This is a genomic window from Pedobacter kyonggii (genome assembly GCF_004310665.1).
Taxonomy (GTDB): domain Bacteria; phylum Bacteroidota; class Bacteroidia; order Sphingobacteriales; family Sphingobacteriaceae; genus Pedobacter; species Pedobacter kyonggii.
Genome location: NZ_SIXF01000018.1, coordinates 1 through 18,329, shown reverse-complemented (window position 1 = coordinate 18,329; position 18,329 = coordinate 1). Strand labels below are relative to the sequence as shown.

At 38.0% G+C, this 18,329-nt stretch carries 16 protein-coding genes; 11 read left to right on the top strand and 5 right to left on the bottom strand.

The window, feature by feature from the left end; genetic code table 11:
- Nucleotides 1-27 precede the first annotated feature (27 nt).
- From EYS08_RS16865 to rplT, 9 genes are all read left to right on the top strand, one after another.
- Nucleotides 28-1,920: a RecQ family ATP-dependent DNA helicase gene (locus EYS08_RS16865; RefSeq protein WP_131031130.1), complete on the top strand. Its 1,893-nt coding sequence runs from the start codon at nucleotides 28-30 to the stop codon at nucleotides 1,918-1,920.
- 117 nt (nucleotides 1,921-2,037) lie between these two features.
- On the top strand, nucleotides 2,038-3,345 hold the full coding sequence (locus EYS08_RS16860) for an MFS transporter (protein ID WP_131031129.1): 1,308 nt from the start codon (nucleotides 2,038-2,040) through the stop codon (nucleotides 3,343-3,345).
- 22 nt (nucleotides 3,346-3,367) lie between these two features.
- Complete coding sequence (locus EYS08_RS16855; RefSeq protein WP_131031128.1) at nucleotides 3,368-4,105, top strand: (Fe-S)-binding protein; 738 nt, start codon at nucleotides 3,368-3,370, stop codon at nucleotides 4,103-4,105.
- A 499-nt stretch (nucleotides 4,106-4,604) separates the two neighbouring features.
- Nucleotides 4,605-5,504, top strand: coding sequence for a hypothetical protein (locus EYS08_RS16850; protein WP_131031127.1), 900 nt, complete (start codon nucleotides 4,605-4,607; stop codon nucleotides 5,502-5,504).
- 193 nt (nucleotides 5,505-5,697) lie between these two features.
- Nucleotides 5,698-6,789, top strand: a complete 1,092-nt coding sequence (locus tag EYS08_RS16845) for an acyltransferase family protein (protein ID WP_131031126.1) — start codon at nucleotides 5,698-5,700, stop codon at nucleotides 6,787-6,789.
- A 279-nt stretch (nucleotides 6,790-7,068) separates the two neighbouring features.
- The gene (gene thrS / locus EYS08_RS16840) at nucleotides 7,069-8,994 is read left to right on the top strand and encodes a threonine--tRNA ligase (RefSeq protein WP_057934170.1); all 1,926 of its coding nucleotides are present in this window, start codon (nucleotides 7,069-7,071) and stop codon (nucleotides 8,992-8,994) included.
- A gap of 16 nt (nucleotides 8,995-9,010) precedes the next feature.
- On the top strand, nucleotides 9,011-9,580 hold the full coding sequence (infC, locus tag EYS08_RS16835) for a translation initiation factor IF-3 (protein ID WP_051691975.1): 570 nt from the start codon (nucleotides 9,011-9,013) through the stop codon (nucleotides 9,578-9,580).
- Between the two features lie 29 nt (nucleotides 9,581-9,609).
- Nucleotides 9,610-9,810: a 50S ribosomal protein L35 gene (rpmI, locus tag EYS08_RS16830; protein ID WP_029279105.1), complete on the top strand. Its 201-nt coding sequence runs from the start codon at nucleotides 9,610-9,612 to the stop codon at nucleotides 9,808-9,810.
- 75 nt (nucleotides 9,811-9,885) lie between these two features.
- A complete protein-coding gene (rplT, locus tag EYS08_RS16825) occupies nucleotides 9,886-10,230 on the top strand; it encodes a 50S ribosomal protein L20 (RefSeq protein WP_025144714.1) in 345 nt (114 codons plus the stop codon).
- A gap of 83 nt (nucleotides 10,231-10,313) precedes the next feature.
- Here the strand turns inward: rplT and EYS08_RS16820 are convergent, their stop codons facing one another.
- The 4 genes from EYS08_RS16820 to EYS08_RS16805 all read right to left on the bottom strand — a co-directional run bounded on the left by EYS08_RS16820 (nucleotide 10,314) and on the right by EYS08_RS16805 (nucleotide 15,052).
- A complete protein-coding gene (locus tag EYS08_RS16820; RefSeq protein WP_131031125.1) occupies nucleotides 10,314-11,915 on the bottom strand; it encodes a discoidin domain-containing protein in 1,602 nt (533 codons plus the stop codon).
- A gap of 565 nt (nucleotides 11,916-12,480) precedes the next feature.
- Nucleotides 12,481-12,810 carry a YegP family protein gene (locus tag EYS08_RS16815; RefSeq protein ID WP_131031124.1) on the bottom strand — a complete coding sequence of 110 codons (330 nt, stop codon included), beginning with the start codon at nucleotides 12,808-12,810 and terminating at the stop codon, nucleotides 12,481-12,483.
- 123 nt (nucleotides 12,811-12,933) lie between these two features.
- A complete protein-coding gene (locus EYS08_RS16810; RefSeq protein ID WP_131031123.1) occupies nucleotides 12,934-14,385 on the bottom strand; it encodes a DUF294 nucleotidyltransferase-like domain-containing protein in 1,452 nt (483 codons plus the stop codon).
- The gene (locus EYS08_RS16805) at nucleotides 14,375-15,052 is read right to left on the bottom strand and encodes a 3'-5' exonuclease (protein WP_131031122.1); all 678 of its coding nucleotides are present in this window, start codon (nucleotides 15,050-15,052) and stop codon (nucleotides 14,375-14,377) included. The genes EYS08_RS16810 and EYS08_RS16805 overlap by 11 nt, the downstream gene beginning before the upstream one ends.
- A gap of 245 nt (nucleotides 15,053-15,297) precedes the next feature.
- Between EYS08_RS16805 and EYS08_RS16800 the strand changes: the two genes are divergently transcribed.
- Both EYS08_RS16800 and EYS08_RS16795 read left to right on the top strand, forming a co-directional pair.
- Entirely contained in the window at nucleotides 15,298-16,587 is a 1,290-nt protein-coding gene (locus tag EYS08_RS16800) for a M16 family metallopeptidase (RefSeq protein ID WP_244215981.1), read from the top strand.
- A gap of 11 nt (nucleotides 16,588-16,598) precedes the next feature.
- Nucleotides 16,599-17,882, top strand: a complete 1,284-nt coding sequence (locus tag EYS08_RS16795) for a M16 family metallopeptidase (RefSeq protein WP_131031120.1) — start codon at nucleotides 16,599-16,601, stop codon at nucleotides 17,880-17,882.
- Between the two features lie 159 nt (nucleotides 17,883-18,041).
- On the opposite strand, the gene EYS08_RS25805 is transcribed toward EYS08_RS16795, so the two are convergent.
- On the bottom strand, nucleotides 18,042-18,329 hold a 288-nt coding region (locus tag EYS08_RS25805), incomplete at its 5' end, for a hypothetical protein (protein ID WP_208745885.1).

The window sequence follows — 18,329 nt, the reverse complement described above, 5'->3', positions numbered from 1 at the left end:
TTTTTATAGTTTTGATACCGCCGATTTATGACAGCAATAGAGATTTTACAAAAATATTGGGGACATCAAGCTTTTAGGCCTTTACAGGAAGATATTATTTCCTCTGTTCTGGAAGGAAAAGACAGTTTAGCATTGTTGCCTACAGGGGGTGGTAAATCGATCTGTTTTCAGGTTCCTGCTTTGGTTAAAGAGGGGATTTGCATTGTCGTTTCGCCGTTAATTGCCCTGATGAAGGATCAGGTAGAAAACCTGAAATCGAAAGGGATTGAAGCCATTGCCATTTATGCGGGGATGGGCAAACGTGAAATTGATATCTTACTGGATAACTGTATTTACGGAAAAATCAAGTTCCTCTATTTATCTCCGGAGCGTTTGTTGTCTGATTTAGTACGGGTTCGCATTTCGTACATGAATGTAAATTTAATTGCTGTAGATGAAGCGCATTGCATTTCGCAGTGGGGTTACGATTTTCGTCCGCCATACCAACAGATCGCCAAACTCCGCGAAATCCTTCCAGATGTTCCGGTTTTGGCACTTACTGCAACGGCTACTGAGTTTGTGCGAAAAGATATTGTAGAGAAGCTTGAAATGAAAGACCCACAGGTTTTTGTTAAAAGTTTTGCCAGGGATAATTTAAGCTACGTGGTTTTCGGCCAAGAAGATAAGTATAAAAAGCTGATCGATATTTGCCAGAAGGTAAAAGGTACAGGTTTGGTTTATGTACGTAACCGTAGAGAAACTGCCGAGGTTGCTAATTTTATCAACAGGAATCAGATTAAAGCCGATTTTTACCATGCAGGATTAGAACGTGATGTACGTTTCTTAAAACAAGAAGAGTGGAAAAATAACAAAACCCGGATTATGGTGGCTACAAATGCTTTCGGGATGGGAATTGATAAGGCAGACGTTCGTTTTGTGGTGCATTTAGATTTACCCGAAAGCTTAGAGGCCTATTACCAGGAAGCTGGCAGGGCAGGGCGCGATGAAAAACGGAGTTACGCTGTTCTTCTAGCTAATCAATCTGATGTTCTAGGCTTAGAATCCAGGTATCTCGATAGTTTTCCTACTCCAGATGAGATCAGAAAAACCTATCACTACCTCGGCAATTATTTTCAATTGGCATTTGGTGCAGGCGAAAGTTTAACTTTTACTTTTGATATAGCTGATTTCTGTAAACAGTTTAATATTAGTGTTTTAAAAACAATTTCTGCATTGAAGTTTTTAGAACATGACGGTTATCTTACTTTATCAGAAAGTGTTTTTCTTCCTTCGAGGATGATGTTTATCGCCAGTCATGAAGACATTTACCGATTTCAGATTGAAAATAAAGCTTACGATGGTATTATAAAAACCATCCTTCGCTCGCATGGTGGCGCTTTCGATGGTTTTGTTAAGATTAATGAGGCTGATTTAGCCAAGAAAACAGGATTGTCGTATAAAGAAATTATCGCATTGCTTAATAAATTGCAGGCCATCGAGTTACTTACTTACACTCAGCAAACCGATCAGCCGCAATTGCAATACATTAGGTCGAGGGTAGATATGGACCATTTCGATCTGGATGTGAAATACCTCGAACTGAGAAAGGAAATCCTACACAAACAGATTAATGCAGTGGTAGCTTACGCTTCATCAAATTTATGCAGGAGTATTCAGCTACTTCATTATTTCGACGAACATCATGCTACAAAATGTGGGGTATGCGATGTTTGTCTGGCTGAAAAAAGAGCCGAAAACCAGAACCAGATGGAAGAGGAAATTGAATTTGAAATCGTTTCATTACTGCAACAACAGCCTTTAAGTCTTGATGATCTGGTTACAAACATTAAAAATGGGGGCGAAGCCGAAAGGATTGATGCCATAAGAGAATTATTAGATGCTGGTAAGATTAAAACAGATGGGAAGAAGTATTATCTTTAGATGTGAGATGTGAGAAAAATGCCAATCAAGTTACCAATAAAATATTAGTTTTGTATTGAACTACTTAATCTGTGTAATCAAACAATCAGTATAATCTTCCGCGAAGCGAAAAAACAAATGATAACAAAAAACAATAAGAAAACCATCCGTTCGTGGGCATTTTTCGATTGGGCAAACTCGGCCTATAACTTAGTCATCACATCTACTATTTTTCCAGCTTATTATACCATTATTACCACCACCAAAGAACATGGCGATAAAGTGGAGTTCTTTGGTAGAACCTATGTAAATACTTCGCTTTCCAACTATGCCTTATCATTTGCTTATCTGATTATGGCTTTTGCTTTGCCAATACTTTCATCCATTGCCGATAGAAGAGGGAATAAAAAGTCGTTTATGAAATTCTTTACCTATGTAGGTGGAGCGGCTTGTATCGGTTTATATTTCTTTAAACTGGATACGCTCGAAATGAGCATCATTTTGTTTGCAATAGCTGCAATGGGATATATTGGAGGGGTATTGTTCAGCAACTCTTATTTGCCTGAAATCGCAACCGAAGAACATCAGGATCGCGTGAGTGCACAAGGTTTTTCGTATGGGTACATTGGTTCGGTTTTACTTCAACTGATTTGTTTCCTATTTGTGCTAAAACCAGAATGGTTTGGTATTACCGATGATTCATTTCCACCCCGACTATCGTTCTTATTGGTTGGCGTATGGTGGATCGGTTTCTCACAGATTCCTTTTTCAGCACTTCCGAACGGAACACCTCAACACGATAAAATAAAAACGAATATCATTAAAGATGGCTTTAGCGAATTATCGAAAGTTTGGGCGCAGGTGAAACAAATGAGGGTTTTAAAAGGATTTTTAGTTTCTTTCTTTTTCTACTCTATGGGCGTACAAACCATTATGCTTGCTGCTGCTGGCTTCGCTGAAAAAACATTAAAATTAGGAACAGCAAAATTGATTGCGGTAATATTGATCATTCAGCTTGTTGCTATTCCGGGCGCCATGCTCATGTCGTATTTAGCTAAAAAAATAGGGAATATAAATGTGTTAATTATGGTAGTTGTAGTATGGATAGGCTGTTGTGTTTTTGGCTATTACATCACCAACGAATATCAATTTTACTCATTGGCCGCAATTGTAGGCTTAATTATGGGCGGAATCCAATCTCTATCACGTTCTACCTATTCTAAATATTTACCGGTTGATACAAAAGATAGCACTTCATTCTTCAGTTTTTACGATGTAACGGAGAAATTGGCTATTGTGATTGGTCTTTTCAGTTTTGCTTACATTGAAGATTTAACCGGAAATATTCGCTACTCAATTATCGCTTTGGCATCATTTTTTATTGTTGGATTAGTTCTTTTAGTGCTTCTAAGAAAAAACGAACATAAAGAATCGCTAAAATTGTAAGTTTGCAGTCGTTAAGAATATTATGAAAGTAGAATTATTTGTGCCTTGTTTTGTAGATCAGCTCTATCCTGAAACCGCTTTTAATACTTTAAGGTTATTAGAAAAATCGGGATGTGATGTAACCTACAATTCAAAACAAACCTGTTGTGGGCAACCTGCGTATAATGCAGGTTATTGGGATGAAGCTAAAGAAGTGGGCACAAAATTTCTGAACGATTTTACCGAAAACACCTATGTAGTAGCACCATCAGCATCGTGTGTAGGCATGGTGAAAGGTGGATTTAACGATCTGTTTACCAATACCATTGTACACAACAAATGCCGGAGTTTGCAATCGAATATATGGGAGCTTTCTGATTTTCTGGTAAACGTAGCCAAAAGAGATTACTTCGGCGCTGAATTGGAAGGAAAAGCCGTTTACCACGATTCGTGCAGCGCATTGCGTGAGTGCAAAATCAAAGACGAGCCCCGCCAGTTGCTTTCGAAAGTGCACGGCTTAGAAATGATCGAGATGGAAGATACCGATATGTGCTGTGGTTTTGGCGGAACTTTCGCGGTTAAATTCGATGCCATTTCATCTGCAATGGCCGAGCAGAAAGTTAATCATGCGCTGGCACAACAGGCAGATTATATTATTTCAACAGATTTGTCCTGCCTTTTACATCTTCAAGGTTATATCGAGAAGAATAATTTACCAATCAAAACCATGCACATTGCCGATGTATTGTGTAATGGCTGGTTGGAAAGTACAGAGTATTAACCCCTGGCCCCTAAAGGGGGGAGCATGAGATACTTAAACCTGATAGGTTTGATTTTTTCCATGGTCTGTGTCCTCACAGACCATCATTGTCATAATCAAAAATTTCGGTCTGTGAGGACACAGACCGAGGAGAAGGGCAGCTAAATGCATAAATGTCCCGAATTAAACCTGCGAGGTTTTCTTTTAAAAGAACCACAGTTTTTTGTTAAATAAACCTGACCGTCAGCGTTATCCCGATTTAAAGATCAATTTTAAATAAAAGGGTATGTTTAATCGGGATTAAGCAGAGGGCAGGACTACCGCAACCAAAGAACCACTGCAATTGCTTTTAAAAAACAAATCAATTGTAAAGAATAAATTACATCTGCGTTTAAACAGCCTGTTCAGCCAATCCAGCTATTGATTTTAACACAATTTAACACGTTTTACATTACAATCTACAATATCTTTGTTAAACCTTTTTAAGGCTTTTGTATCTAACAAACAAAACTAAATCGTAATGAAAAAAATAATCTTCGCTTTACTGGGCGTTTTATCAACTGCATCAATTGCAAATGCGCAGCAGAAAAAAACCTCAGGAGCTATACAATTTGAAAATATTATTGATCCTACAGCTATGGCTTCGGCAAGTGGTATTCAGCTAACCGATCAGATGAAAGCCAGAATGCCCTCATCTAGCAAAAGCAACTTCGAGTTATTGTTTACGGCTACAAACGCAAGTTATATGCCAGTTGAAGAAACTGAAGACAGTAATGGAGCAGGTGGAGGCGGTGGCGGTATGGGCCGTATGATGATGCGTTTTGGTGGTGGCGGGGGTAACAGAGAATACTATTATACCTTTGCAGATAAAGGACTTACAGAGGTTTTCGACCTGAACGATACCACTTATTACATGCCGAGTAAATTAACTTTATCTACTTCTGGGCCGATTGGTTCTATGAGAATGGGCGGTAGAAATCCTAATGATACCACTACAGCAAAACCAGCTCCGGCACCAACAATCGAAGTGCTTAAAACAGATTCTACTAAACAGATTATCGGTTTTACCTGTCACCAGGCGATTATAAGATCTACAAGAGCGATCAAAATCTTGGATATGGATAAAAACGTAGTAGAAGAAACCAAAATCTGGTATACAAAAGATTTAGGTTTCGATTTTTCTCCGAACCCAAATATGTGGACAGAAGGTGCAGTTTTAGCGATCGAAGGCAGAGGTAATAGTTCAATTGCCAAAAGCATCGAGTATAGAAATGTAAGCACAAAAGATGTAACCGCGCCTAAAAAAGCAAAACTAATCACTGCTGAAGAGTATAAAACTAAAATGGAGAACATGATGAAACGTTTTAGACAAAACAGACCAGGTGGCGGTGGCCAGGTCAGATCATTCGGGATAAACTAATTCATTCCGCAAGACTTACGAAGTTAGAATGGCTACAACACAATGACCCAAACTTCGTAAGTCTGGCACCAAAAGCCCTGAAGGTTGTAAGTCTTCAGGGCTTTTTTATGTATCATTTTTGAAAGACCTGGTTTTACTTTTTGCAACTAATATTAGAATAACTATTATTGGAATTAATTAAAGCCTAACCAGAGTGATTACAGCACAGAACGACAGTAAACTATTAGCAACCAAGCAACATTTCGAAATTTTAGATGGATTAAGGGGGGTAGCGGCCATTGTGGTGGTAATTTATCACTTCATGGAAATCGCTATTACCAATTACAATAAGAATTTTCTTTCGCATGGTTTCCTTGCTGTAGACTTCTTTTTCTGTTTGTCGGGTTTTGTAATTGCCTATGCTTACGATAGCCGCGCGCCGCATATTGGGGTTACACAGTTCTTTAAATTAAGGCTTATCCGTTTGCATCCGCTGGTGGTTATTGGTTCTATTTTAGGACTGATTACTTTTCTGATCGATCCTTATAGCGATTTTTATGCCGTTTATGGCTTCGGGAAAACAGCTTTATTGTTTTTAGCTTCGACATTTCTGGTTCCTTATCCGCTTATGCCCGAGCGTTATACCAACCTATTTTGTTTAAATGCACCAGCCTGGTCTTTGTTTTGGGAGTATATCGCCAATATTTTCTACATCCTTGTGCTTTACAAGTTGAATAAAAAGGTATTAGGCGCATTGGTTTTACTTGGTGCAGTAGGCATCTGTTATGTGGCTTTGAAAGTTCCCAACGGCAATTTGGGCGGGGGCTGGGGCGGACAAAACTTTTGGGATGGGGGTGTGAGGGTACTTTATTCTTTCTCGGCCGGAATGTTGGTTTATCGTTTCAACTGGATCATTAAAAATAAACTTGGTTTCCTGGGGCTGAGCCTGCTCTTGCTTGTAGCCTTCCTTTTTCCTTATGCAGATGCTTATAACTGGATTACCGAACCAATAATTGTCCTGTTTTATTTCCCGCTTTTAGTGGCTTTAGGTGCGGGCGCTTCACTAAATCCTGCTTCAAAAAATATCTGCAAACTTTCTGGCAACATATCTTATCCGCTATATATGACCCATTATCCGTTTGTATGGGTGTTTCTTACCTATGTCGCAGTTGTAAAGCCAACAATGTCGACGCTATGGGTGGTTATTCCTGTTTCGGTAACCTTGCTGGTGTTGTTGGCTTATGTTGTAATGAAATTTGTCGATATTCCATTGCGTAAATATTTGAAGGCTAAATTTTTAAGCTAATTGAGTGTGGTTCGTGGAGACACGAACCAAGGCTTCACATAAGATCTTAATTTATTAACGAAATTATTAGTAAAGGAGATAAACACAAAAGAAAGATTCGTCATTGCGAACTGAAGCCATGGTAATTGCGTTGGAGTGAAGCAATCTTTCTAATTTAATCCTACTGGTTATGCTTTATCTTGCTTTTTAGCCGAAAAATGCATACATTTGCACAAAATAAAATCACATTGTAAGTGATCTTTAAAACTTTTTTATTTAAAAATTAAATCATAGTTGTAGATGATTAACATTACTTTACCTGACGGTTCTGTCCGTCAGTATGAAAAGGGCACTTCTGCCCACCAAATTGCATTGTCAATTTCTGAGGGTTTAGCCCGTAACGTATTAGCCGCTGAGGTTAATGGCGAAGTTTGGGATTCAACCAGACCGATCGAATCTGATTCATCAGTAAAATTATTGACCTGGAATGATACTGCCGGAAAATCGACTTTTTGGCATTCATCGGCTCACTTAATGGCTGAGGCTTTAGAAGCACTTTATCCGGGGACCAAATTTGGTATCGGCCCAGCAATTGAAACTGGTTTTTATTATGATGTAGACTTTGGCGACCGTGAATTTTCTTCGGACGATTTCAAAGCCATCGAAACCAAAATGATCGAACTGGCTAAACAAAAGGAAACTTTTGTACGCGAAAGTGTAAGCAAAGCTGATGCGGTAAAATACTTTACCGAAAAAGGCGACGAATACAAACTGGATTTAATTGACGGCCTGGAAGATGGTAAAATCACTTTCTATACCCAAGGTTCATTTACCGATTTATGCCGCGGTCCGCACATTCCGAATACTGGTTTTGTAAAAGCAGTAAAACTAATGAATGTGGCCGGTGCTTACTGGCGAGGTGATGAAACCAAAAAACAGTTAACCCGTATTTATGGGGTAACTTTTCCTAAGGCGAGCGAGCTTACCGAATATCTTTTAATGATTGAAGAAGCAAAAAAACGCGATCACCGTAAATTAGGGAAAGAATTGGAGCTGTTTGCTTTCTCAGAAAAAGTAGGCATGGGCCTGCCTTTATGGTTGCCTAAAGGAACTGCTTTGCGCGAGCGTTTGGTGAACTTTTTAACTAAGGCACAGGCTAAAGCAGGTTACGAGCAAGTAGTAACACCACATATCGGGCACAAAAATTTATATGTAACCTCAGGTCACTGGGAGAAATACGGTAAAGATTCTTTTCAGCCGATTAAAACGCCACAAGAAGGAGAGGAGTTTTTCTTAAAACCGATGAACTGCCCTCACCACTGTGAGATTTATAAAACAAAACCACGTTCTTACAAAGATCTTCCGGTTCGTTTTGCCGAGTTTGGTACGGTTTACCGTTACGAGCAAAGTGGCGAATTACATGGTTTAACCCGTGTACGTGGCTTTACTCAGGATGATGCACACTTATTCTGTATGCCAGAACAAGTGAAAGAAGAGTTTAAAAAGGTAATCGATTTAGTGCTTTATGTATTTAAATCATTAGGTTTTGATAACTATACTGCTCAGGTTTCATTAAGAGATCCGGAGAACAAATCGAAATATATTGGTTCTGACGAAAATTGGAGACTATCTGAGAACGCCATTATCGAAGCAGCTGCAGAAAAAGGTTTAAATACGGTTGTAGAATATGGCGAAGCTGCTTTTTATGGCCCTAAGCTCGATTTTATGGTGAAAGATGCTTTAGGTAGAAAATGGCAGTTAGGTACTATTCAGGTTGATTATAACCTACCGGAGCGTTTCGAATTGGAATATACTGGTAGCGATAACCAGAAGCACAGACCAGTAATGATCCACCGTGCACCATTTGGTTCATTGGAAAGATTTATTGCTGTTTTGATCGAACATTGTGCCGGAAACTTCCCGTTATGGTTAAGTCCGGAGCAATTTATTGTTCTTCCTATTTCAGAAAAATATGAAGAATATGCAAAAAAAGTTTTAGATGAACTAAATAATTCCGATATTCGCGGGCTGATTGACTTTCGTGATGAGAAAATCGGTCGCAAAATACGCGATTCGGAAGTTAAAAAGATCCCATACATGCTCATTATCGGTGATAAAGAAATGGCAGAAGGAAAAGTTTCTGTCCGTAAACATGGTGAGGGAGATTTAGGCGAAATGACGTTGGAAGAGTTCAACAATTTATTAAGAAAAGAAATAACAGTTTAAATTAAATAGTACAAATTTGGCATTAGGAAGACCAGGATTTAACAGGGGACCACGTCCGCCTTTTAAGAAAAAAGAAGCAGAGCATAACATTAATCAGTATATTAAATCGCCCGAAGTGCGTTTAGCTGGCGATAATGTTGAACCGGGGATTTATCCTTTGGCAAAAGCTTTGGCACTTGCTGATGAACTGGAATTGGATTTGGTAGAAATATCTCCAAATGCCGTACCACCAGTTTGTAGAATTATTGATTACAGTAAATTTGTTTACGAGCAAAAGAAAAAGCAGAAAGAAATTAAAGCTAATGCGAAACAAACTGTAATTAAGGAGATCCGTTTTGGTCCTAACACCAACGATCACGATTTCCAGTTTAAATTGAAGCATGCAGTAAGCTTTTTAGAGAACGGTGAGAAAGTTAGAGCTTACGTGCATTTTAAAGGTAGAGCAATTGTTTACAAAGAGCAGGGAGAAATTTTATTATTGAAATTTGCCCAGGCTTTAGAAGATGTAGGGAAAGTAGAGTTGTTACCTAAGTTAGAAGGTAAACGTATGTTCCTAACAGTTGCGCCTAAAGTAGCAAAAAAATAAAAATAGGTTTATAAATTAAAAAACAGGTTATGCCAAAAATGAAAACCAATTCCAGTGCTAAAAAGCGTTTTTCGCTTACTGGAACAGGTAAAATCAAAAGAAACAACGCATACAAAAGTCACATCTTAACAAAGATGAGTACTAAACGTAAACGTGCCTTAGGTCAAGCAAGTATCGTATCTGATGCTGATATGGGTAACGTTAAACGTATGCTTTGTATCGGAAAGTAATTTATTAATTCACCAGGTATCAGGCTTTAAGTTTCCGATTAAACGGAACGCCGCTTGCCAAAAAACAACAACAACATGCCACGTTCGGTAAACGCAGTAGCTTCGAGAAGAAGAAGAAAAAAAATCCTTAATCTAGCCAAAGGCTATTGGGGAGCAAGAAGTAAGGTTTATACTGTTGCTAAAAACACAGTAGAAAAAGGTTTGCAATATGCATACCGTGACCGTAAAGTTAAGAAAAGAGAATTCCGCGGATTATGGATCCAACGTATTAATGCAGGTGCTCGTCAGCACGGTATTTCTTACTCTCAATTAATTGGTAAACTAGCTTCTAAAGAAATCGGTTTAAACCGTAAAGTATTGGCTGATTTAGCAATGAATCACCCAGAAGCTTTCAAAGCTGTAATTGATGCAGTAAAATAGAAATTTTCGCTTAGGCGATAATCATATTTAAAAAAGGTCCCGATGATAAAATCAGGACCTTTTTTTTATTTGGTTTTGAAAATCTAGTATAATCCCAATTCTGCCAGACTGGCAAATTGTTGACCATCATGAGCAGATTTAGTAATGATTTTATAATAGAGGAAGGTTTGTGCAGAAGCAAAATCAAAGTATTGTACTCCACTAATGTTTTTTGCTACATAGTTGCCTTGTGAGGTGAAATTGATACCGTCGGTACTGGTTAAGATTTCGAAATCTTTAACGGCCCTGCTTAAGCTGCTGCGCTGCAATAAACTTACGCCGCTGGCTGTTTTTGAAGTGGTTCCTACTTTAATTACCACATTGTGTGGGTATGAAGTAGCCGATGTTCTCCAACGTGAATGCCAAATAGTAGTCGCATTGCCATCAATTAAACTTGTGGCTTTACCATCAGAACTTTCTTCTGAACTAAATGAATCGATGGTCCATCCTGTTTTGCTTAACTCTGTTTTAGTTGAGAAGTTGAGTACAGGTAACCCCCCTGAAAAAGTATATGAGTAGATCTGTTCAGTTACGGTTCCATTGTCGTGTACCAATTTAACTTTCAGTTCGTATGGAATACCATCGGCTTTTTCCTGCAAATCGGCAATTGGCATTACAACCCTAAAACTATCTGTGCCTATTTTCTTCGATTCCCACGTGATAGCATTGTAATCCTTATTTACACCAGTACCTTCATTGTTTACATTAGGGTCGTTGTAATACAGAATGCTTGTTACATTACCGGTTGAAGTAAATTTACCAGATACCACAATTGATGCTAAGGTGCTTGAATAGCTGGCGTGTATTTTATTAATGCTGCTGGTTACTGAACCATAATAGGTGTTGGAGTTATTATTAAAAACCTGATTGGCATTTAAAATAGCCGCATCAGCTGCCGTTAAGAAAGTAGGACTTTTGCCTAAAGTTCCGTTACCGCCCCACATTAAGGCCATACCTAAGGTTGAATTTTCAGAAACTTTTTGTCTGTTGTGTGGTAGATTTAATCCATGACCAAGCTCGTGTACCATACCTCCAAACCAAACACTGAAGCGATTGCCTACTGTAGTGTTTAAGCCGAGATTCACAATGTCCATTTCTTCATAATCCAAAGCGTAACACCATCTGCCGGTACCATAAAATGGACCTCCGCTTGGTGTACCATTAGTGCCGATAGAGTACCTTGGGATAATGATCAAAGTATGATCGCTGGTTTTATCTGCCGGGTGCGCAGCAAAATAAGCGTTTACTTCGCTAGCAACTGCCCCGCTACCTCCAGAGTATGGATAACTCGCTTTCGGCAACGTTCCTCTAATGGTTAGGATTTTTACATTTCCTGTGCCATCATCAGCAAGGCCAAATGTTTTATTGCCATAACCATTGCGATTCATTTCTTGTTTGTACCAATCCTGTGTCCATAATAAAAGATCGCTCAATCTTTTTCTATATCCCGCAAGGGTGTCGAGATCGTTAGGTACAAAATACACGATATTTACATTGCGGCTTTGGGTAACAATGTTGGTGGTAGCCAGTTTTTTGTTAATAGTGAAGGTTTTTTCCTCCGGTTGTAATACTTCGGCCTTTTTACAAGATAAGGTGAACAGGCAGGCACAGAATAGCCCTGTTAAAAGTAGACTGTTTTTTTTCATACGATAATTTTAGGTTTAGGTTGATAATATTTGGAATTGGTTGTTGCTTTGTTATATGCTGCGCTCAGCCCCTTTAATCCGCCATAATTTGCCAGTCTTGGCCACTGTTCCAAACCTTAAAAAGAGCGTATTGTAAATAGATTTTTACCTTATCTGAATTTAAGTTACAAACAAACTTATGCAGTAGACTGAATTAAAACCGCGCAAACGTTTGTGTGAGATGAAATGTAATAAGCTTGAATGGTGTAGTAGAAGTACAGTTTGGCCAGGTTTTACGGCTATTTGATTAGATATTTAAAATAGTCTTAAAATTTATGAAGCGCAAACGTTTGATAGGGTTGTGTTAGCTGTTTGATTTGCTAGTAAATGGATGCTTACACCTGAATGTAGCGTTCTTAAAGAGAGGGAGGGCAATGTCATTAATTGTCGTCATTTCGAGCGGAGTGCAACGTAGCCGAGAACCCGAAGGCTCAGCGAAGCTAAATCTAAAAAAATAGATCTCTCTCCCGAAAATCGGGACTGCACTACAGTCGAGATGACGACTTTTCTATTGAAATTATTATGATTAACTCTGGTCGTCAGTACTTGCATCAGGCGCATTTTTTTGAACCGATTCGATGCCGTTATCTCTGGCGGCTGTACTTTCGTACATTTCACTAGAGCCAATAATCTGGCCATTTGTAGCCTTTAAACTGAAATAGTACTTGCCGTTAGACGATGTCTTTTTCTCAAATTTGGAATCATCCTGCGCATTTTCTTTAACAGATTCGATTCCATTTTCGCAGCTCGATTTAGCTGAGTAGCCTTCGCTGGTTAAAATGGTCTGGCCATTGCTGGCTTTTAGATTAAACTGAAATTCTCCGTTTGATCTTTTAGTAATTACAAATTTTCCCATAAGTCTGATTTTTAAATTAAGTACTTGGTTAGTATTTTAATCTTATAATAAGCAGGTATTATTCCTAAAGTTATTAAAGTTTGTAACCAATTACAACAAGCAGACACAAGAATTAATGATAATTTAACCCAGGCTATTGGTAAACTTCATGCGGATGCCGCTTTGAAAGTTCTGGATAATTTTAAAAATTTCGATTAAGGTTACTTTCTCAATTTTGGTTAAACTATCAATTTCGATAAAGTTATTGGGGGCCGCCTGATCATTGATAATCAGATTAGCCTGATGTTTCAATCTCAAGCCCATCAAATAATAATAAGACTGCGAAAGTTCGTTAAACTGCTCTTCGCTAAAAACACCAAGTTCTCTTAAGGCCTTTAAACGTTCGCCCGTATTCTCTTTTTGGAAAATCCTGTTCTGTAAAGCATATACCCTTGCCAGATCTACAATAGGGGTCATGGCTGTTTTAATATCGAATACTTCTTTTTTATGGATTTTTTGCGTTCTTATATTTCTAAAATAGGTGAGCGGCGGCTCATAGAGCAAGGCATTTTTGGCGAGGTATACGTAGAATTTTTCGATAGGTTTCTGCAGTTCTTCATCAACAAAAGAGCGTAGGCTTTCCATAATCGCTAAATCACCATAAATGGCCCTGCAATCAAAAAAAGCAGCAAATTTTACGGCAGCTTCGGGTAAAGCTTCTTCTATCCAGTTTTTATAATTGTATTTCCAGTGCGATAGCGAATGCGTCCAGTTTGGGTTAGTGGCCATATAATCGCCATCGCAGTATACAAAGCCAACAAAATTTAATTTATCAGAAACCTGTGTAGCCAGGTCTAAAAAATAGGATCGTACAGCAGCTCTTTTATCTTCTCCGGTATCTTCATAAATAATGGCATTGTCCTGATCGGTTTTTAGGCTAAGTTCTTTTCTCCCTTCACTACCCAAAACCATAAATACAAATTTTGCAGGTGGCGGACCTAATTTGGTAATTACATCTTCAATGATTTTAAAAGAAATGGTATCGGCAATAGTAGTAACTACCTCGTTTACAATTTTCGAATGCACACCTCTCGCCAATAGCTGAGACACAATGCCTGGCACTTTCTGCCATTTTAGTTTTAAATCGCTGGTATTTACAGCCGATTTTACAGATTGGATAAAAACTAATGGAGATTCTGCCTGCTCGCTTAAAAGACGGTTCCTGCTTAAAAAGCCAACGTAATTACCATTGTCGTTTACCAATAAATAGCGCGACTTTTTGCTGAACATCATCAATATCGCCTCATAAACATAAGCATCCGGAGTTATGGTAACAATATTGGTATCCATAACTTCGTCAATCGGTAAATTTGAATTCAGTTGTTTGGCAATTACATTATCCCTTAAAGTAATATCGGTTACGAAGCCCAGATAAACATCCTGATCATTTTTAATAAAGAGGCAACTGGTTTTCTGTTCAGACATTTTAATTGCAGCTTCAAAAATAGGTGTGCCCGGGCTGCAACTTACTATCTTTTTGAAAGTAATGTCTCCAATACGAGCGGTATAAATTTGATCGGCTAGTTTATCTTCCATTAAAAAATCCCTGTAAAATTCTCTTAAACGAAAAACCTTTTGTCTTTTTCTTTTCCAGGTTAAAAGTATGCTCCTGATGGTAGGCTGAAGTTAAGCTAATTTTACCTGTTTTTAAAAGATGAAAGAAAATCTTTGCCGTATTCAGTGTATCAGATAAAGCATTGTGCGTATTTTCGGGTGCTTCATTAAATAAAATGGTATAAAATTTATCCAGCTTTAAATGACTGATTACTGTATTGGTGATGTAAGGTGCACTTGCCTTCATCGTGCAGAAAAAAGCCAGATTTTTAAATATATTTTCCTTTCCGATGCGGTATAATTCAACATTCACCATATGATAATCGAGCTCAATAAAATGCCCGATAACCAAAGGCTTGTATTTTTCTATATCTTCAGAAAACTGCAACATCACTTTTTCTTTGTTTTCTCCATGTATATGCAGATATTCAGGGGTAATTTTGTGGATTTTTAACGCAGCCTTATCTATGGTGAAATCGGTATTTTTAATGTAGTGATTCTCCCGTTTAATTTCCTGATAAGATTGATCATAAATAATCCAGGCAATTTGGACAATATGAGGCCAGTTCTTCTCTTTAGAATAAGGCGCCGTCCAATTTTTAGGCAGACCTGAAGTTTCGGTATCAACAACGAGGAAGTATTCTTGCAATTTTAAAGCGGTTAGAAGATTGAACTATTTCAAAGGTAATTATTTAACAATATAAACTGTAATTATTCATATATCCTTTAATAAAAGCGATTGTTAAATAAAGCGTTTTTTATTTGTTAAAGTGAAAGATTAACACTTATTTGGCGTTAAAATTTAATTAAAATATGCGCTCTCTATTATTTAGCTCCCTAGCCTGTATATTGTGCCTTAGCTATGCTTTTGCACAGGAAAAGCTCGGAGAAAACATGCATTTCAAAAAACTTGATAACGGTTTAGAAGTGCTGGTGGTTGTAGACCGGACCGTGCCACTGGTTACCATCGAAATGGCCTGCAGAAACGGTTCTTTTACCGAAACCGACGAATTTAACGGCTTAAGTCATCTTTACGAACATTTATTCTTTAAGGCTAACAAAGATTATCCAGATTTCGAACGTTTAAATTCGAGAATGAACGATCTGGATATCAATTCGAATGCCACTACGCGAGAAGAAGTGGTGAATTATTTTTTTACGCTTCCTGCTGCTAATTTAAAACCCGGATTAAGCTTAATGAATTCCTCTATCCGTTATCCAAAATTCATAAAAGAAGATATGGCTTTGGAAAATGAAGTGGTAAATGCTGAATTTACAAGGCACGAATCGAGCCCGGTGTTTGCGTTGATAGAGGCTAATTCGCGGCATATGTGGGGTGCAAATTATTCCCGTAAAAATGTAATCGGTAGCCATGAGGTAATTTTGTCAGCTACTCCATCAAAAATGGATTCTATTAAAAATAAATATTATTGGCCAAATAATTCAGTTCTGGTAATTGCCGGTGATGTTAAAGTTGATGAAGCTTTTAGTTATGTAAATTCTGTTTTTGGAAGCTGGAAACGATCGCCGGTTGATCCTTTTTTTAAATGGCCAATCCCTGAGTTTAAACCACTTCAAAAAAACGATTATTATTTTGTAGAATCGAATAAAAGCCCTGTTCCGTTTATGCTTTTTAGCTGGCATGGCCCTGATACCAGAAACGATATCCCGGCCACTTATGCAGCTGATGTTTTTTCTTTCATCGTGAATCAAAACGGATCTAAAATGAAACAGGCGCTTATTAATTCAGGGTTAGCACAACAGGCTGATGTGAATTATTATACGCAAAAATATACCGGGCCAATTAGTTTAATGGTGAGTCCCAATCCGACAAAAATAAATGAATGTTATCAGGAAGTGCTGAAGCAAATTTCGCTTTGGGCCAATGAAGATTATTTATCTGATCTCCAGATTGAAAGAGCCAAAAGATTATTATCTATAGAACAGGTAGAAAGGAGAGAGGTTACTTCCGATTATGCACATTTACTTTCTTTCTGGTGGGCTTCAGCATCGATTGATTATTATACGCACTACGAAGAAAATGTAAATAAAGTAACAAGGAAGGATTTGCTTGATTATGTACGCAAGTATATTAAAGATAAACCTTATTGCGCTGGCCTGATGATGGATAAAGCAGGTATGAATGAAGTGAAGCCACAAACATTTTTTAAATCACCCAAATAACCTAACGCTCGATGAAAAGATTCATATTTTTTATAAACTTTATCTTAGTTTTTCATATTGCCAATGCGCAAACCAAAGCCATTTCATTTGATGTAAATGGCTTAAAGGTAATTTTAAAATCTACCCAGAAGGAAACGGTTAGTATGAGCATGTTTTTTAAAGGTGGGGTAATGAATTATAACGCTGAAAGAGCTGGAATTGAAAACCTGGCTTTGGCATCTGCGGCTACCTGTGGTACTAAAAATTACAGCGTTGTCGATTATCAGGAGTTGGCTGATGAATATGGTATTGATATTTCTGGTTCATCTACAACGGATTATGGTACCATTAGCATGGATTGTATTTCTAAGTATCTTGACCAAGGCTGGAAGCTTTTTTCGGATGCTGTAATTAATCCGGCTTTCGATAAAACAGAGTTTCAAACAACTAAAGAACGTATGATTACGGGTATTTATCATAGTCAATCTGATCCCGAAACAAGGATTGAGCAATTGAGTATGGAAAGCATGTTTAAAGATTCGCCTTACAGTATTAATCCTTTGGGTACAAGCAAAACCGTAGGTGGTTTTACTGCCGAAATGGTGAGTAATTATTACCATAACGAGTTGTTGAACAAAAATAAAATGTTTTTGGTAGTGGCTGGTAACATTACAAAAGAAGAACTTGAAAAGAAAATTCAAGCTTCTTTCAGTGCCCTTAAAGGAAAAGCTTACACGCCACCAGTTTACGACCGTAAAACTTTAACAGGCGAGCATCTGGTAATCGAACAGAGAGATATTGCTACCAATTACATGAGTTGTATTATGAATGCCCCAACCATGACGAATGCCGATTATTATGCTTTTGTACTAACCATTAACGCATTAAGTGGTAGTATGAATTATGAGCTGAGAACTAAACTTGGTTTATCATACGCGCCAGGAGCAACCGTTAAGGTGCAACAGATTCCATATACCTCTATGTTTGTAAGTACCACTCAACCTAAAAAAGCTTTTAAAGCGATGATTACAGTATACAACAACATTAAAGAAGGAAAGTATGGTGAACGTTATCTTGAGGCATTAAAAAAAGACCATCGCGATAGATACTACAGGCATCAGGAAAGTGCAAGTTCGATTGTAAAAGATTTAGGTGAAGCTGAAGTGCTTGGTGATTATAGTATAACTGAAAATATGGTAGCTAATTTTAACAAAGTGAGTTTACAGAACATGAAAGATTCTTTCGGGAAATATTTGAAAGGTGCCATTTGGATATACTTAGGTGATGAACAGGTAGGCAGAGCGGCTTTTCAGTAAAAGCGTTCGTCATTGCAAGGAGGAACGACGAAGCAATCTTGGAAGATAGTTTTAAAAGATTGCTTCGCTGGCTGAAAAAGCCTTCTCGCAATGACGATAAAGAGGATGCGCTCTGTTGTTCGTGATGTCAGATGGTAACATCTGACACCTTGAGTTTGGCTAATTTCTCATGTAAAAAAGTGAAGACAGGATAGGATTGGCTAATTTTTCCAACTTTGCTATTTTTTTCTCTATGTTCACGAAGTCGGAAAAATTGATTCTGATACTTTCCAGCCATTTTTCTGCTCTGAATCTGTTTAGTATATCGCCTGTTGTTGTTCTTGTCCTCAACGCATTCTTATACCATTTTGTTCCAGGCAGAGAAACCTTTTCGGCCAGGTTGGTTTCGTGCGCTGCCAATAGCATCATCCCATAGCAGGCTGAAATAAACGCGGGTACTTTTTCCAC

Bases quoted from the DNA above. Each gene is read 5' to 3' on its own strand.
- EYS08_RS16860 (WP_131031129.1), top strand. From the start codon at position 2,038: ATGATAACAAAAAACAATAAGAAAACCATCCGTTCGTGGGCATTTTTC.
- EYS08_RS16800 (WP_244215981.1), top strand. From the start codon at position 15,298: ATGCATTTCAAAAAACTTGATAACGGTTTAGAAGTGCTGGTGGTTGTA.
- thrS (WP_057934170.1), top strand. From the start codon at position 7,069: ATGATTAACATTACTTTACCTGACGGTTCTGTCCGTCAGTATGAAAAG.
- EYS08_RS16865 (WP_131031130.1), top strand. From the start codon at position 28: ATGACAGCAATAGAGATTTTACAAAAATATTGGGGACATCAAGCTTTT.
- EYS08_RS16810 (WP_131031123.1), bottom strand. From the start codon at position 14,385: ATGGAAGATAAACTAGCCGATCAAATTTATACCGCTCGTATTGGAGAC.
- rplT (WP_025144714.1), top strand. From the start codon at position 9,886: ATGCCACGTTCGGTAAACGCAGTAGCTTCGAGAAGAAGAAGAAAAAAA.
- EYS08_RS16855 (WP_131031128.1), top strand. From the start codon at position 3,368: ATGAAAGTAGAATTATTTGTGCCTTGTTTTGTAGATCAGCTCTATCCT.
- rpmI (WP_029279105.1), top strand. From the start codon at position 9,610: ATGCCAAAAATGAAAACCAATTCCAGTGCTAAAAAGCGTTTTTCGCTT.
- EYS08_RS16815 (WP_131031124.1), bottom strand. From the start codon at position 12,810: ATGGGAAAATTTGTAATTACTAAAAGATCAAACGGAGAATTTCAGTTT.
- EYS08_RS16795 (WP_131031120.1), top strand. From the start codon at position 16,599: ATGAAAAGATTCATATTTTTTATAAACTTTATCTTAGTTTTTCATATT.
- EYS08_RS16820 (WP_131031125.1), bottom strand. From the start codon at position 11,915: ATGAAAAAAAACAGTCTACTTTTAACAGGGCTATTCTGTGCCTGCCTG.
- EYS08_RS16850 (WP_131031127.1), top strand. From the start codon at position 4,605: ATGAAAAAAATAATCTTCGCTTTACTGGGCGTTTTATCAACTGCATCA.